The organism is Azospirillum lipoferum (assembly GCF_024170005.1).
Lineage (GTDB): Bacteria > Pseudomonadota > Alphaproteobacteria > Azospirillales > Azospirillaceae > Azospirillum > Azospirillum lipoferum.
The window spans coordinates 342,170-355,868 of the sequence record NZ_JALJXJ010000006.1; the positions used below are offsets into that span (position 1 = coordinate 342,170).

The 13,699-nt window shown below is 67.2% G+C and carries 12 protein-coding genes; 7 read left to right on the top strand and 5 right to left on the bottom strand.

Annotated elements, in window-relative coordinates; all coding sequences use genetic code 11:
- Positions 1-53: 53 nt before the first annotated feature.
- Positions 54-1,190, bottom strand: a complete 1,137-nt coding sequence (locus J2848_RS15945) for an acyl-CoA dehydrogenase family protein (RefSeq protein ID WP_149231796.1) — start codon at positions 1,188-1,190, stop codon at positions 54-56.
- Entirely contained in the window at positions 1,153-2,355 is a 1,203-nt protein-coding gene (locus J2848_RS15950) for an amidase (RefSeq protein ID WP_149231795.1), read from the bottom strand. The genes J2848_RS15945 and J2848_RS15950 overlap by 38 nt, the downstream gene beginning before the upstream one ends.
- Before the next feature lie 522 nt (positions 2,356-2,877).
- Here J2848_RS15950 and J2848_RS15955 point away from each other — a divergent pair.
- A complete protein-coding gene (locus tag J2848_RS15955; protein ID WP_149231794.1) occupies positions 2,878-3,456 on the top strand; it encodes a nuclear transport factor 2 family protein in 579 nt (192 codons plus the stop codon).
- Positions 3,457-3,502: 46 nt separating this feature from the next.
- Here the strand turns inward: J2848_RS15955 and J2848_RS15960 are convergent, their stop codons facing one another.
- On the bottom strand, positions 3,503-4,426 hold the full coding sequence (locus J2848_RS15960) for a LysR family transcriptional regulator (protein WP_149231793.1): 924 nt from the start codon (positions 4,424-4,426) through the stop codon (positions 3,503-3,505).
- Positions 4,427-4,686: 260 nt separating this feature from the next.
- Here J2848_RS15960 and J2848_RS15965 point away from each other — a divergent pair, with 260 nt between their 5' ends.
- The 5 genes from J2848_RS15965 to J2848_RS35930 all read left to right on the top strand — a co-directional run bounded on the left by J2848_RS15965 (position 4,687) and on the right by J2848_RS35930 (position 9,919).
- Positions 4,687-5,031, top strand: coding sequence for a Dabb family protein (locus J2848_RS15965; protein ID WP_149231792.1), 345 nt, complete (start codon positions 4,687-4,689; stop codon positions 5,029-5,031).
- A 1-nt stretch (position 5,032) separates the two neighbouring features.
- The gene (locus J2848_RS15970) at positions 5,033-6,124 is read left to right on the top strand and encodes a maleylacetate reductase (protein WP_149231791.1); all 1,092 of its coding nucleotides are present in this window, start codon (positions 5,033-5,035) and stop codon (positions 6,122-6,124) included.
- Positions 6,125-6,134: 10 nt separating this feature from the next.
- Entirely contained in the window at positions 6,135-6,980 is an 846-nt protein-coding gene (locus J2848_RS15975; protein ID WP_149231790.1) for an intradiol ring-cleavage dioxygenase, read from the top strand.
- Between the two features lie 86 nt (positions 6,981-7,066).
- Positions 7,067-8,575 (top strand): aldehyde dehydrogenase family protein, encoded by a 1,509-nt coding sequence (locus tag J2848_RS15980; RefSeq protein WP_149231789.1) that lies wholly within the window; start codon positions 7,067-7,069, stop codon positions 8,573-8,575.
- A gap of 39 nt (positions 8,576-8,614) precedes the next feature.
- Complete coding sequence (locus tag J2848_RS35930; protein WP_149231788.1) at positions 8,615-9,919, top strand: methyl-accepting chemotaxis protein; 1,305 nt, start codon at positions 8,615-8,617, stop codon at positions 9,917-9,919.
- 7 nt (positions 9,920-9,926) lie between these two features.
- Here J2848_RS35930 and J2848_RS15995 read toward each other — a convergent pair whose 3' ends face one another.
- On the bottom strand, positions 9,927-11,003 hold the full coding sequence (locus J2848_RS15995) for an AraC family transcriptional regulator (RefSeq protein WP_149231787.1): 1,077 nt from the start codon (positions 11,001-11,003) through the stop codon (positions 9,927-9,929).
- A 126-nt stretch (positions 11,004-11,129) separates the two neighbouring features.
- Here J2848_RS15995 and J2848_RS16000 point away from each other — a divergent pair, with 126 nt between their 5' ends.
- Positions 11,130-12,578: an APC family permease gene (locus J2848_RS16000; protein ID WP_149231786.1), complete on the top strand. Its 1,449-nt coding sequence runs from the start codon at positions 11,130-11,132 to the stop codon at positions 12,576-12,578.
- Positions 12,579-12,641: 63 nt separating this feature from the next.
- Here J2848_RS16000 and qhpR read toward each other — a convergent pair whose 3' ends face one another.
- On the bottom strand, positions 12,642-13,655 hold the full coding sequence (qhpR, locus tag J2848_RS16005; RefSeq protein ID WP_149231785.1) for an AraC-like transcriptional regulator QhpR: 1,014 nt from the start codon (positions 13,653-13,655) through the stop codon (positions 12,642-12,644).
- Positions 13,656-13,699 lie beyond the last annotated feature (44 nt).

Consider the following 13,699-nt stretch of genomic DNA (forward strand, 5'->3'; position numbering starts at 1 on the left):
GGGTCTGTTCCCTGTTCTGAGTTCGGTTTGGCGGCCCCACGGAAAGGGCCGGATCACGGGAAGCCGGGGGCCGCCGGCTGGTCGAGCAGGGCGGCGCCGGCCATCTGCCAGCTTCCGGCGCCGATGAAGGCGTGCTGCGCCACGCAGGCGGCGTCGATCATGCAGCGACCCAGCGGGTGGCCGCTGTTCATCGAATCCGAGCCACCCAGCACGAAGGCGATGCGCGCGGCCTCGGCCCCGTCCTGCGCCGCCTTGGAGGCGACCTGCCGCAGGCGGATCTGCATCGGCCGGTCGACCTCGCCCTTGGTCAGCATCAGGTCCCAGGCCTGTTCGATGGTGTCGTAGAAGGCCGCCCGCGCACCCAGGAGCAACCCTTCCGCCTGGGCGATGCCCATCTGGACATAGCCGCGCGCCGCCGGGCTGGGGGCACCGGTGATCGAGTTGCGGCGGATCGCATCCTGCCGCACCCAGTCGATGGCGGCCCGCGCCGTGCCCAGCGCCACCACGGCCAGCACGTGCGAGGCGAGCGCCATCGCGGGATAGCGGAAGATCGCGTCGTCCATCGACGGCTTGCCGCCGCGGATGAAGGTCCATTCCTCCGGCACCACGATGTTCTCGACCGTCACCTCGTGGCTGCCGGTGGCGCGCAGGCCGATGGTGTCCCAGGTCTCGTGCACCGTGACCTCGTTGCGCGGCATGACGGCGGTGCGCAGGAGCGCGCTCGACTCCCCGTCCACCTTGATGCCGCCGCCGACGATCGAGGCGCCCATCACGCCCGAGCACCAGGGCCAGCGGCCGGAGAACTCCAGCCCGCCCGCGACCTTGCGCGTGGGCTGCGGCGGATACATGCCGCCGGCGAAGACGGTGTCGGGATCGGCGCCGTAGATGGCGGCGTAGGTTTCGGTCGGCAGCGCCGCCAGATATGTCGAGGAGACGCCGAAGCTGGCGACCCAGCCGGCCGAGGCGTCGGCGGTCGAGATCTCCTCGACCAGCCGGCAGAATTCCGCCGGGGAGCAGCCGTCGCCGCCGAAGCGGGTCGGGACGAAGGCGCGATAGACGCCGGCCTCCTGGAACTTGCGGACGATGTCGACGGGGATATGGCGGAGCTTGTGGAACTCGTCGCGCCGCGCGCGGATTTCCGACTTGAGGGTTTCAAGCGCCGTCGCGGCCGGCGCGTTGCGTGGAGTCATGGGACTGGTCCTTCGCCTGGAAGTTCGGTTCGGCCATGCAGAGCCAGGCCGCAATGGCGCAGAGCTGGGGGTCTTCGGATTTGCGGCCGACGATCTGGATGCCGCGCGGCAGGCCGCTGGCATCGACCGCCGGCAGGACGATCGCCGGATGTCCGGAAAGGTTGAAGGGACGCAGGAAGCGGGTCAGCGGCAGGACGGCCTTCGGATCGCGCGCCGCATCGAGACCGGGCGGCGGCATCGGCAGGGCGGGGGTGACCAGGGCGTCGCAGTCCGCCAGCAGCGTGTCCACCGCGACGGTGAAGCGCGTCCTGACATCCTCGGCCCTTGCCAGTTCCTCGTCGGTGACCGTTCCGGCGGCGGCCAGACGGGCGCGGACGTCATCGCCCAGTGCCGCCGGGTTCGACAGGAGATGACCGAAAGTCCGGTGGGTCTCGCGGGCGATGACGGTCATGCCGGCCTGGAAGGCGTCGTCGAGCAGCGGCAGTTCCACCCGGGGCATCCCGGCAACGGATGCGGGCAGGAGACCGGCCCACTCGCGATCCGCCTCCACACCATCGGGGTGGCGGAGCAGGGCGAGGCGGGGAGGGCGGTCAAGGCCCTTCGCCGGAAGGAAGCTCGGATCCATCGCCGCCATCGCGCGTTCCAGCATGGCGACGCTGCGCGCCAGCGGGCCGATGCAGTCGAGCGAGCTGTCGGAGGGGCTGGCGCCCCGGCGGTCGATGCGGCCGAAGGTCGGCTTCATGCCGAACACCCCGCAGCAGGCCGCCGGCTGGCGGACGGAGCCGCCGGTGTCGGTGCCGACCGCGAAATCCACCAGACCGGCGGCCACCGCCACCGCCGATCCCGAGGAGGAGCCGCCCGGAATCAGGCTGGGCCAGCCGGGATTGACCGGGGTGCCGAAACGGGCGTTGATGCCGGTCATGCCATAGGCCAGTTCGTGCATGGTCGTCTTGCCGACGATCCGGCAGCCTGCCGCCAGCAGCGCCTCCACCACCGCGGCATGGCGGGACGCCGCCGGGGCATGGTCGAACGCCGCCGATCCGCAGCGGGTCGGAAAGCCGGCGATGTCCAGGCAGTCCTTCACCGCGACCGTCAGACCGCCGGGAGCGCCAAGCTCCAGCAGATCCGTGAAGATCGCCCCATGATTGTTGCGTGGCGTTGCCATGGTGTCGTCCGGATGAATGGGAGGGGAACTTCGGCTTTCGGCCGCCGGTCGTTACGTGAAAATTACCGTAAATCGGCGCACGGTCAATCGGAATCTTGAAGGGATATCTGAAAATATTCTTTTGTTTTCAGTTGTTTACTGTTCGCCCACGACGAAGGGCCGCCATCCCTGTCAAGGCGGGAGTGGCGGTTTTTAAAGATCGTCCAGTTTGCGGACTGTCTTGAAATTGAACATCACGGTAACATGATTGATGACGTAAGATTCTCCCATTTTCTGCAAAAGTACTTTGCACGCACCGGGAACCGGCCTGTCGGGGTGCAAAGCCGTGGAAGGGCAGGGATTTCCACCCCGACGGCCTCGAATGGAAATAAAATTACGTGATTATTACCGCTTGACGGTAAAGGGGGTGGCGCTACCGTGTCTTGCGAATCCCGCTTTGCGGATGCTGGTGGACCGTGCGTCGCATTCGGCCGCCCACTGCGAACCATTCCCCTTCCCGACAATCAAGCGAGACCCAGAGCGATGACGAACTCAACAGGTGGTGCTGCCGATGTTGCGACCCTCGTCCGGCGGATCGAGGTTCTGGAGGCCGAGGCCGATATCCGCCGGTTGCAGGCCCGCTACATGTTCCTGTGCGACACGCCCAATCCCGAATTCGGCGTCGCCGACGATCTGGCCCGTATCGAGCTGATCCTGCAACTCTACAGCGAGGATGCGGTCTGGGAAGGGGTGGGGGAATATTACTCCAACCAGTTCGGCCGCCTGGAAGGCAAGGAGGCGCTGCGCGGCCATTTCCGGAATTTCTGGGGCAGCCGGCAGGATCCGGCGCTGATCCTCAACTGCCATTATCTCACCTCGGAACAGATCCATGTTCACGGGGATGGGCGCACGGCGGATGGGCAATGGGTCCACATGCAGCCCTGGCTGTTCTCCGACGGCAAGGCGCTGCTGCGCTCCTCGCGCCTGAACAACGGCTTCCGCAAGGAGCCGGACGGGACCTGGAAGATCACCCGGACCCGGACCGAGAACGTGTTCGTCGCCCCGCTGCCGGCGACCTGGGCGTCCGATTACCCGACCAAGTCGGTGCTGATGCAGCCGTAAAAACGGGAACGGGAGCGCCGCCGCGGCGGCGCCAACCCCGGCCCTCTCATTTCGGACCGGCGTCCCACTCCGCCTCGAAATCGTTCCGCGAGAAATACTCGACCAGGGCGTTGATGAACAGCCGGGTACGGGCCGGAAGATGGCTTCGCGACGGGAAGGCCAGATTCATCGTCAGGCGCGGCAGCTCCCAGTCCGCGAGGATACGGACCAGCCGCCCGGCCTTGATGTCGGCATGGATGATGTAGGCCGGCTGCACGATGATGCCCAGCCCGTCGAGTGCTGCCTGGCGAAGCACCTGACCGTCGTTGCAGACCATCTGCCCGACCAGGGGGATACGCACCAGTTCCCCGTTGCGGGCGAGGTTCAGGTGTTCGGGATCGTCGGAGAGGCTGTAGAGCAGCATGTCGTGCTTGAGCAGATCCCTCGGTTCGGCCGGCGTGCCGCGGTCGCGCAGATAGGCGGGAGCGGCGGCGATCAGGCGCCTGGTTTCGGCGAGCTTGCGGATGGTGACGCTGCTGTCCATCTCGACCCGGCGGGTGCGGATCGCGAGATCCAGGCCGCTCTCCACCAGATCCTGATAGCGGTTCGAAACCTTGAGGTCGATCTGGACCAGCGGATGACGGGCACGAAACTCGCGGATGACCGGCATCAGGTGCAGCAGCGCGAAGGACAGCGACGCGCCGACGCGCAATGTCCCGCGCGGCTGTGCGACGACCATGCTGACGCTCGCCTCCGCCTCGCGCAGCGTCGCCAGAATCTCGCGCGCGTTCGCGGAGAAGCTTTCGCCCTCGGGGGTCAGGAACAGCTGGCGGGTGGTTCGCTGGACGAGGCGGACGCCGAGCCGGTTTTCCAGGCTGGCCAGATGCCGGCTGACTCCGGAGACCGAGATGCCCAACGCATCCGCAGCCCGGCTGAGATTGCTCTCCTCGGCGATCTTGGTGAACACCTCGAGTTCGGTGAGTCTGTCCATTGTTGCGCCGTCCGGGATGAATTACGGTAATGTTCACATATCCAGCAGTTTTGGCAAGGGGCTGAATCAGGGAGGTTGGAGGTTTCCGGCGAGCGCCGAGCCGATCCGTCTTTGCAGAACCTGCAACGCTCTTTCCCAAAATACGTGATTTATCCCGTAATCGTCCGGTGTCAGCCTCTGATGATCCGTGTGGGCCTCAATCCCCGTTTCCCGCTGTTTCGGCGGCCAGAGTTTCCCCGGTAAAGCCCAAGGAGCTGCATATGAGCGATCCTGCAATCGTCCGCCGCCCCATACGCCACATCGTCATGTGGCGTGTCGCCGGGGCGACGGCCGACGAAAAGAGGATCAATGTGGAGAGGGTGAAGCGCGGCTTCGAATCCCTGCGCGGCATCATTCCCGGAATGACCCATCTGGAGATCGGCATCGACGAGAGCCGTATGTCCTATGCCTGCGACATGGTTCTGGTCACCGACTTCGAGAGCGCCGACGCGTTGCGGAGCTATGCCGATCATCCGGCCCACCGCAGCGTGCGCGACGCGCTCGACGGGTTGCGGGTAGAACGGCATCAGGTGGATTATCCGCTCTCGCACGCCGGAGGATTCTGACATGGACACGCCCAAGGATTTCCGCGCGGAACCGCGCAGCTTCACCTATGTGGGCAATCCCGCCCGCGTGATCTTCGGCGCCGGAACCATCGCCCGGCTGCCGGACGAGGTCGACCGGCTGGAGGCGAAGCGGGCGCTGATCCTCTCCACCCCGGCACAGCAGGACGAGGCGGACAGGCTCGCCGCCCTGCTGGGTGCGCGTGCCGCCGGCGTCTTTCCCGGCGCGGCGATGCACACGCCGGTCGACATCAGCGACTTCGCGGCCGACCGGGCGCGCAGCCTCAAGGCCGACGTCCTCGTCGCCATCGGCGGCGGATCGACCACCGGCCTCGGCAAGGCGATCGCGCTGCGCACCGACCTGCCGCAGATCGTGCTGCCGACCACCTATGCCGGGTCGGAGATGACGCCGATCCTGGGCGAGACCAGCAACGGGCAGAAGCGGACGCAATCGTCGCCCCGCATCCTGCCGGAGGTGGTGATCTACGACGTCGAGCTGACGCTCGGCCTGCCGGCCGGCCTGTCCGGCACCAGCGGCATCAACGCCATCGCCCACGCCGTCGAGGCGCTCTACGCCCGCGACAGCAATCCGGTCATCGACGCGCTGGCGGTGGAGGCCGTCGGCGCGCTGGCCGGCGCGCTTCCGGCGATTGCCGCCGATCCCCGCGATCTGGCCGCCCGCAGCCGGGCACTCTACGGCGCGTGGCTGTGCGGCATCTGCCTGGGGTCGGTCGGCATGGCGCTGCATCACAAGCTGTGCCACACGCTGGGCGGCAGCTTCGACCTGCCCCATTCGGAAACCCACACCATCGTGCTGCCCCATGCGCTGGCCTACAACGCGCCGGCGATTCCCGGCGCGATGGAGAAGCTTTCCCGCGTTCTCGGCCCCGATCCGGCGGCGGCGCTGTTCCGCCTCGGCCGGGCCGTCGGCGCCCCTGCCGGGCTGAAGGATCTCGGAATGCCGGAGGACGGGATCGACCGCGCCGCCGATCTGGCCCTGTCCAACCCCTATTGGAATCCCCGTCCCCTCGAACGCCCGGCCCTGCGCGATCTGATCGCGCGCGCCTGGGACGGGGCGGAACCGCTGTCCTCGTGAAGGAGGGACGATGTCCGGTTACTTCAGCGAAGCCCGCTCCGCCGAGACGGTGATCGACCGCATCGGCGCCGGGGCGGATCCCCGTCTGCGGCGCATCATGGCGTCGCTGATCACCCATCTGCACGGCTTCATCAAGGACGTCGCGCTGACCGAGGCCGAATGGGAGCAGGCCATCGGCTTCCTGACCGAGACGGGGCGGATGTGCAGCGGGACCCGGCAGGAATTCATCCTGCTGTCGGATGTGCTGGGAGTGTCGATGCTGGTCGACGCCATCAATCACCGCGCACCGGCCCCGGCGACGCCGAGCACGGTCTTCGGACCGTTCCATGTCGACGGCGCACCGGTCCGTCCGATGGGGGAGTCGATCAGCCTCGACGGCAAGGGTGAACCATGCCTGTTCCGCGGGCGGGTGCTCGACACCGACGGCAACCCGGTCGCCGGTGCCACGGTCGATGTCTGGTCCGACAATGCGGACGGCTTCTATGACGTGCAGCAGCCGGACATCCAGCCGCCCTTCAACAACCGCGGCGTCTTCCTGACCGGGGAGGACGGTCGTTACGCTTTCCGCGGCGTCAAGCCGGTGTCCTATCCCATCCCGTCCGATGGACCGGTGGGGCTGATGCTGGCGGCGCTGGGGCGCCATCCCTGGCGGCCGGCCCACATGCATTTCCTGATCGGCGCTCCGGGCTTCGAGCGCCTGATCACGCACATCTTCGTCGCCGGTGACGGCTATCTGGAGTCCGACGCGGTGTTCGGGGTCAAGGACCAGCTGATCGTCGATTTCAAGCCGGCTGAAAACCCGAATGAAGGATGGCTGGCCGAATACGACTTCGTCCTGGTCCGCCGGACGCAATGACCGCCGCACCGCCGGGCGGTCAAGCCGCGGTGTGAGCGAAGAACGCAATTGCCGGCCCCGCCGCCGGCCATGAACAGGAAGACATCATGAAAATCGCGCAGCCCGACAGCGTCGTGGAGCAGCTTTCCCCTGCGGTCGTCGAATTTCTCAAGGCGCCGGCGATGGTGATCGGCACCGGGTCCGTCCCGGCGCTGAGCGGCCGCACCTATCCGGTTTACGACCCGGCGACGGGACGGATCCTGGCGCAGGTTCCGGCCGGCGCCGCCGAGGATGTCGATGCCGCCGTCACCGCGGCGCAGGCGGCGTTCGAAGGGCCGTGGTCGCGCCTGCTGCCGACGCAGCGCCAGGCGGCCATGCTGCGGCTGGCCGATCTGATCGAGGCGAACGGCGAGGAGCTGGCCCAGCTGGAGACGCTGAACAACGGCAAGTCGATCATGATGTCGCGGCTGCTGGAGGTCCAGGGGGCGGCCGAGTATTTCCGCTACATGGCCGGCTGGGCGACCAAGATCGAGGGCTCCACCCTCGACGTGTCGATCCCGCTCCCGCCGGGCATGCGCTATCAGGCCTTCACGCGCAAGGAGCCGGTCGGCGTCGTCGCGGCGATCACGCCGTGGAATTTCCCGCTGACCATGGCGGCCTGGAAGGTGGCGCCCGCCCTGGCCGCCGGCTGCACCGTCGTGCTGAAGCCGGCGGAGGAGACGCCGCTGACCTCCATCCGGCTGGCGCAGCTCTGCCTGGAGGCCGGCATCCCGGAGGGCGTGGTCAATGTCGTCACCGGCATGGGCGAGGCGGCGGGTGCGCCGCTGGTCGCCCATCCCGGCATCGCCAAGATCAGCTTCACCGGCTCCACCGAGACCGGCAAGCTGATCGGCGTCCAGGCGGTGCGCGACATGAAGCGGGTGACGCTGGAACTCGGCGGCAAGGCGCCGATGGTCATGTTCGACGACATGGACCTCGATCTGCTGGGCGTCGCCGCCGGGATCGGCAGCTTCTTCAACACCGGGCAGACCTGCTGCGCCGGCGTGCGCATCTATGCGCAGAGGGGCGTTTACGACCGCGTGCTGGATGCGGTCGCCGGCCTGACGCGCGGCCTGTCCATCGGCTCCGGACTCGACCCGCGCAACCAGATCAACCCGCTGGTCTCGGCCCGCCACAAGGCCCATGTCCAGGCCTGCATCGCCCGCGGCATCGAACAGGGCGCCAAGCCCGTCATCCGGGGCAGCGCGCCCGCCGACGGCTTCTATGTCGCGCCGGAACTGTTCGTCGATGTGCGCCAGGACATGGCGCTGATGCAGGAGGAGGTGTTCGGCCCGGTCGTCACCGTCACCCCCTTCGGCGATGCCGACGAGGCGATCCGGCTCGCCAACGACACCCGCTTCGGGCTGGGGGCGTCGATCTGGACGACCGACCTCAACAAGATGATGCGTTACGTTCCCAGGATTCAGGCCGGGACGGTGTGGGTGAACAGCCACAATCTGCCCGACCAGAACATGCCCTTCGGCGGCTTCAAGCAGTCGGGGATCGGCCGGGAGCACGGGCGCGGCGCGCTCGACAATTATCTGGAGACCAAGTCGGTCTGCGTCGCCTACCGGTGAGACGACCATCGGCGCCGCCGCATTGTGGAAAGTAGAGACATGCTGGATGCGATCCTTGCAGGCCGGCCGGGCGGCCGGCGGTTCCGGCGGCACCTGTTCCGCCATATCTTCGAATCGTCGCCCGACGCCTTCATGCTGGTGTATCGGGACGTCGTCGTCGACTGCAACGATGCGGCGCTGCGCATGCTGGGCTACGACAGCCGCGAGGCCATTCTCGGCGTGTCGCCGGACGATTTCGATCCGGAATACCAGCCGGACGGCCGGCGGTCGGCCGATGTCAGCCTGGAGATCGTCGAGCTGGCGCAGCGCAACGGCCACCACCGCTTCGAATGGCAGCATGTCCGCAAGGACGGCACGCTCTTCCACGTCGTCATCACCCTGATGACCTGCCGGATCGCCGGCCATGGAGTGATGCTGAGCTTCTGGCAGAACATCGACGCGCTGGTCGCCGCGCGGCAGGCGGAACAGCGCAGCCAGAAGGAGCTGGGCGACTTCCTGCGCGACCTGTCCGGCGCCTTCAGCACCACCGTCAGGACCGTCGAGGCGGACCTGACGCGGAAGGTCGGGGCGGCGGTGCGGGAAGCCGCGAGGCTGTCCGAACTGGCCGTCGATGCCAGCCGGCTGGCGAAGGTCGGCGCCGATGCGGTGTCGTCGGCGAACGGTGCGGCCGACGGGGTCGCTTCGGCGGCGATCGAGCTTTCGGCTTCGATCTCGGAAATCGGCCGGCAGCTTCTGTCGGGTCTGGAGGTGACGGAACGGTCCGACGGGCAGGCCGGACAGGCCCGGCAGATCGTCGGGCGTCTCGATGCCGCCGCCCGGCGGATCGACGGCATCGTCGATCTGATCCGCACCATCGCCAACCAGACCAACCTGCTGGCGCTGAACGCCACCATCGAGGCGGCGCGCGCCGGCGAGGCGGGACGGGGCTTCGCGGTGGTCGCGACCGAGGTCAAGGCGCTGGCCGGGCAGACCGCCCGGGCCACCGAGGAGATCGGCGCCGAAGTCGCGCGCATCCAGGCGGTCGCGCGGGAGGCGGCGGACTCGACCGGCGCCCTGGCCGGCGCCATCGGCAAGCTGGGGCAGGTGATGGCCGGCATCTCCGCCTCCGTCGAGCAGCAGCGCACCGCGACGGAGGAGATTTCGCGCGGAATCCAGCATGTCGCCGGCCAGACGGCGAGTGCCGCCGACCGCATCGGCGCCTGCGAGGCCTTGACGGGCGACACCCGCGACGCGGTCGGCGGGCTGGCGCGCGACGTCGGCGACGTGAAGGCGCTGGCCGATGCGCTGGGCGGCCATACCGAAGAGTTCATGCGCTCCCTCGGCCGCCGGCAATCCCGCGGGTGAAGAGTTTTCAGTCGGGGTCGGCTTCGCCGGCCGTCCCGTCATCGTCCCGCCGGGCGTCCCGGCGGAAGGCGCTCGGCTCCACCCCGGTCCATTTCCGGAAGGCGCGCCAGAACGCCGTTTCGTCGGAGTAGCCGAGCGTGCTGGCCACCTCGGAGATCCGTGCGCCCTTCTGGGACAGGTAGACCTGCGCCATCTGCTGCCGGTGCTGGGTCAGCAGGTCGCGCAGGCTGGTATTCTCCTCGGCCAGCCGGCGCTGGAGGTTGCGCGACGACATCCTCAGATCGCTGGCGAGCGTTTCGACCGTGATCGGCTTCTGTCCAAGATAGAGGGCGATCAGCGCGCGGACCTGCTCGACGATGGTTTCCTCGGCATATTCCTGCCCGATCAGGTCGGTGATGTGACGTTCGAGGATGGTGGTCAGGCCGCGGTCCTCCGTCCGATGGACGCGGGAGGCATCGTCGCGGCGCATGACGAAGCGGTTTCCCGATTGCCGGAACAGCACGGGCGCCCGGAAAACGCGCTGGAGAAGGGCGGCGTCCCCTTCCTCGGCATGTTCGAAATGCACCTCGACCGGTCGCCAGTCCGGCGCGAAGCAGGACCTGACCAGCTGGCAGTTGGCCACGAGCGTGTATTCGGCATCCTGACGGCGCGGCCAGAGTGCCGCATCGGCGATCCGGTAGCTCCAGACCAGATCCTCGCCCACCTCGAACAGGGTCGACTGGGTACCACCCTGCAAGGCCTTCGCGTAAGTGGAGAGCCGTTCGAACCCGACTCTCACGGTGGGGGATAGCGAGAACAGCACCCCCATCGGACCGATGTCGGCCGGCCGGATCTTCAAACCCAGCTTGATTCCCAGATTCGGCTCCTTCAGGTCGCTCGCCACGCTCTCGAACAACCTGACATATTGCGCCAGAGGGAGTCGTGAGTAGGGATCGGTCACCATGCCCTGAATCAAGCCATGTCTGCCCAAAAACTCAGCAATATCCATCTTGTATTGCAACAGATGGGTGAAGAGGGGAGCAAGAGCAGAGGCCCGGATCAGCGCCGATCTCTGGCTTGAGGGTAGAGTATTGGACGGAGGCATGGAGGGCGGTCCGCAGCCGGGAGCTTGGCGCACTCTATCGGAAAAATGGCGCGGAATACAATGGGTCCTCCGGAAAATGCGTTCATAGTCCAGAACCAATAAAAACCTACACAGGGAGTCAGTCTCATGTCCCTCGACGCAACCGCCCATGCGCCCAAAGGGGAGCGCCTGTCGCGGAATTCCATCGGACTTCTCCATATCGTCTTCTTCGTCGTCGCCGCCGCCGCCCCGCTGACCGCGGTGGTGGGGGCGTCGCCCGCCGCCTTCGCCTTCGGCAACGGCGCCGGGGTGCCGGGCGCCTTCGTGCTGGCCGGGCTGCTCTACATCGTCTTCTCCGTCGGATTCACCGCCATGAGCCATCATGTCGGCGGCACCGGGGCCTTCTATGTCTATATCGCCCAGGGGCTCGGCCGGCATCTGGCGGTCGGCGGCGCGCTGATCTCGCTGCTGACCTACAGCTCTGTCCAGATCGCGGTCTATGCGCTGGCGGGCGTCTTCATGTCCGGCATGCTGGAGGGCCACGGCGTCGCGGTGCCGTGGTACGCATGGTCGTTCGCGATGCTTCTGCTGGTGCATCTCTGCGGCCAGCGCAACATCTCCTTCTCCGGCAGGATCCTCGGCGTCGCGATGATCCTCGAATTCGTCGTGCTGCTTCTGCTGGATCTCGGCATCCTGTTCCAGGGCGGCGGGCCCGAAGGGCTGACCCTGAACAATTTCTCGCCCTCGGTGGTGTTCGGGCCGGGGCTGGGCATCGCCCTGGTCTTCGTCGTCGGCTCCTTCATCGGTTTCGAATCGACGGCGATCTTCGGCGAGGAGGCCCGCGATCCGGCGGTGACCATTCCGCGGGCGACCTATGTCGCCGTGCTGCTCATCACCCTGTTCTACGCCTTCTCGACCTGGGCCATCGCCCAGTATTACGGCTTCTCGCAAATCCAGCAGGAGGCGATGAACAACAAGGAAACCCTCTATTTCGTGGCGGCGGAGAAGGTGCTGGGCGGCTGGTCGGTCGCACTGATGAACGGGTTGCTGGCGCTGTCCTTCTTCGCCTGCGTCCTGTCCTTCCACAACACGCTGAACCGCTATTTCTTCGCGCTCGGCCGCGAGGGGGTGGCGTGGCACAAGCTGGCGGCGATCCATCCGGTCCACAATTCCCCCCATGTCGCCGGCACCGTGCAGACCCTTTCCGCCGGGGGCATTTTGCTGGCCTTCGTGCTGGGCGGCGCCGACGGGTTCGCGGTGGTCTTCTCCTGGATGTCGGCGCTGGCGGTCCTCGGCATCCTGGCCGTGCAGATCATGGTTTCCCTGGCGATCATCATGTATTTCCAGCGCAACCACCGCGGCGAGCATGGCCTGCTCTCCACCCTCGTCATGCCGGCCGTCGCCACCGCCGGCCTGATCGGGGCCTTCTTCCTGGTCACCGAGAATCTCGAACTGCTGACCGGCAGCGACAGCCACATCGTCCAGGCCTTCCCGGTGGTGGTGCTGGCCTTCGGGCTGGGCGGGCTGCTGCTGGCCCGGGTGATCCGGCTGTGCAAGCCCGACCTGTACGAGAATCTCGGCCGCGTCTTCGACTGAACCGTTCGCGATTACGCCGTCGAGACAGGGGCCGGAAGTCGGGAGAGACTTCCGGCCCCCGCGTCATTCCGCATCCGCCATCCGCTCCTGCACTCTGTGCCGCTTCCGGTACATCGACGGCGTCATGCCGAACCAGCGGCGGCAGGCGCGGGTGAAGCAGGCACCGTCGGCATAGCCCAGGACATGGGCGATTTCCGTGATCGACAGGTCCGATCCGGTCAGGTAGTTCGCCGTCAGCGCCCGCCGCTTGTCCTGCTTGATGGACGAGAAGCTCTCCCCCGCCCGGCGCAGGGAGCGCTGCAAGGTACTGGGCGACAGGCCGAGGGCGTGGGCCGTCGATTCCATGCCGAAGCAGCCGTCGCCGGGGAAATGGTCGGAGGCCATGCGGCGGACCTTGTCTTCCAGCGACTGCGTGGGCGCCGCCCGCTCGCGCAGCATGCCGAGGTAATGCTCGACGAAACCGCTGACCCGCTGGTCGACGCCGCTGCGGGAAATCGCGAGGTCGGCGGCGGGGAAGATCAGCTCGTTGGCCGGCTGGTTGAAATAGAGGGGCGCCTTGAAAACGGCGTCGTGGGTCCTGAGGCCGGCGGGGGCCGCATGCTCGAAATGCACCTCCAGCGGACGCCAGGCCGGGCCGGCCAGCGACCGCATCATCTCGACGACGATCGCCAGCGAGAACTCCGCGTCATGTCGGCGCGGAAAGATCCGCTTGTCCTCGATGCGGTAGCGGAAGACGCAGGCGTCTCCGTCCCGCGTCATGCTGCAGGTCGTTCCCTGCTGGACCAGCCAGTTGTATTCGATGAAGCCCTTGAGGGCCGCCCCCAGCGTGGGGGCGGTGGTGAACAGCAACCCCACCGGCCCGAGGGTGAGCGGCGAGAGGTTGCGGGCGACGGACAACCCGAAATTGCCATCCTTGACATGGACGGCGGCGGCCTCGAAGGCGGCGACATAGTTGCGCAGGGGAATGTCGCGGTAAGGATCACGCGGCGTCGCCTCCGACAGCTCGAAGCGGCCCAGCAGGCTGTCGGGTGCATAGCCTCTGTTTTTCAACGCATCGATCAGGCTTTGCGTCACCATCGCCCAAATCTTGGGCTCATCGCCAGAAGACGCTTTCTTCGGCA